Annotated in this window: 2 tRNA genes; both read left to right on the forward strand. The window is 50.3% G+C overall.

Annotated features, from left to right (window positions below):
• The first annotated feature begins 328 nt into the window (after positions 1 to 328).
• Positions 329 to 405 (forward strand) — tRNA-Ile (locus ABEV15_RS07950).
• An 11-nt stretch (positions 406 to 416) separates the two neighbouring features.
• Positions 417 to 492: transfer RNA gene (locus ABEV15_RS07955), tRNA-Ala, on the forward strand.
• Positions 493 to 796: the final 304 nt, after the last annotated feature.

The following is a 796-nucleotide window of genomic DNA, read 5'->3' on the forward strand; positions in this document are numbered from 1 at the left end:
GGAAGCGTAAGCTTTCGACGAGACGTGCGTGCACGTCGATGGAGAAAGCGGACGCGGAGGAGGATGTTAGTTCGTAGCTAGACATAAAGAAAAGCGTAGGCGACTGTTCAGCCCCGACAAGCGCTTGAGGGCCTGCGAGGAGGCTGTTGCCGCCACAGCAGGACCGAAGCGGCTCGAGGGGCTAGGAGCCGGAGCTAGACATAAAGAAAAGCGGAGAACGGTTCCGTATATGTTGACAAACATAACAACCGTATGATAAAATCTCGCTGTCTGTTTTGTTCAGTTTTGAGGGAATACTCTCCTAAATGAAAAATATAGTCGTATGTATGGGCCTATAGCTCAGCTGGTTAGAGCGCACGCCTGATAAGCGTGAGGTCGGTGGTTCAAGTCCACTTAGGCCCACCATACAATCACAAGGGGCCTTAGCTCAGCTGGGAGAGCGCCTGCTTTGCACGCAGGAGGTCATCGGTTCGATCCCGATAGGCTCCACCATTTCATTTACGAATGAATAAGGTTTTTGCGCCTGCGTATACGAGTGATTACGAAGATGATGAATTCCTCGGCGCATGGCAGCAGAGATGTGAGTTCAAGAAGTAGCTATGTTCCTTGAAAACTAGATAACAGGCAAGTAAAGAAAAGCGACAAACGGTTCTCGGCGCAGCCGAGAAAAACATCTGACGAAGGCGTAGCCTTTCGATGGGACGTGCGTGCACGTCGAGTCGAGAAAGCGAAGCCGCAGGAAGATGTTTCACGTTTGGAGCTAGACAGTACAAGGCTATAAAGTGTGTTTAGTTAA

The sequence above is a fragment of the Bhargavaea massiliensis genome, assembly GCF_050480245.1.
GTDB lineage: Bacteria > Bacillota > Bacilli > Bacillales > Anoxybacillaceae > Anoxybacillus.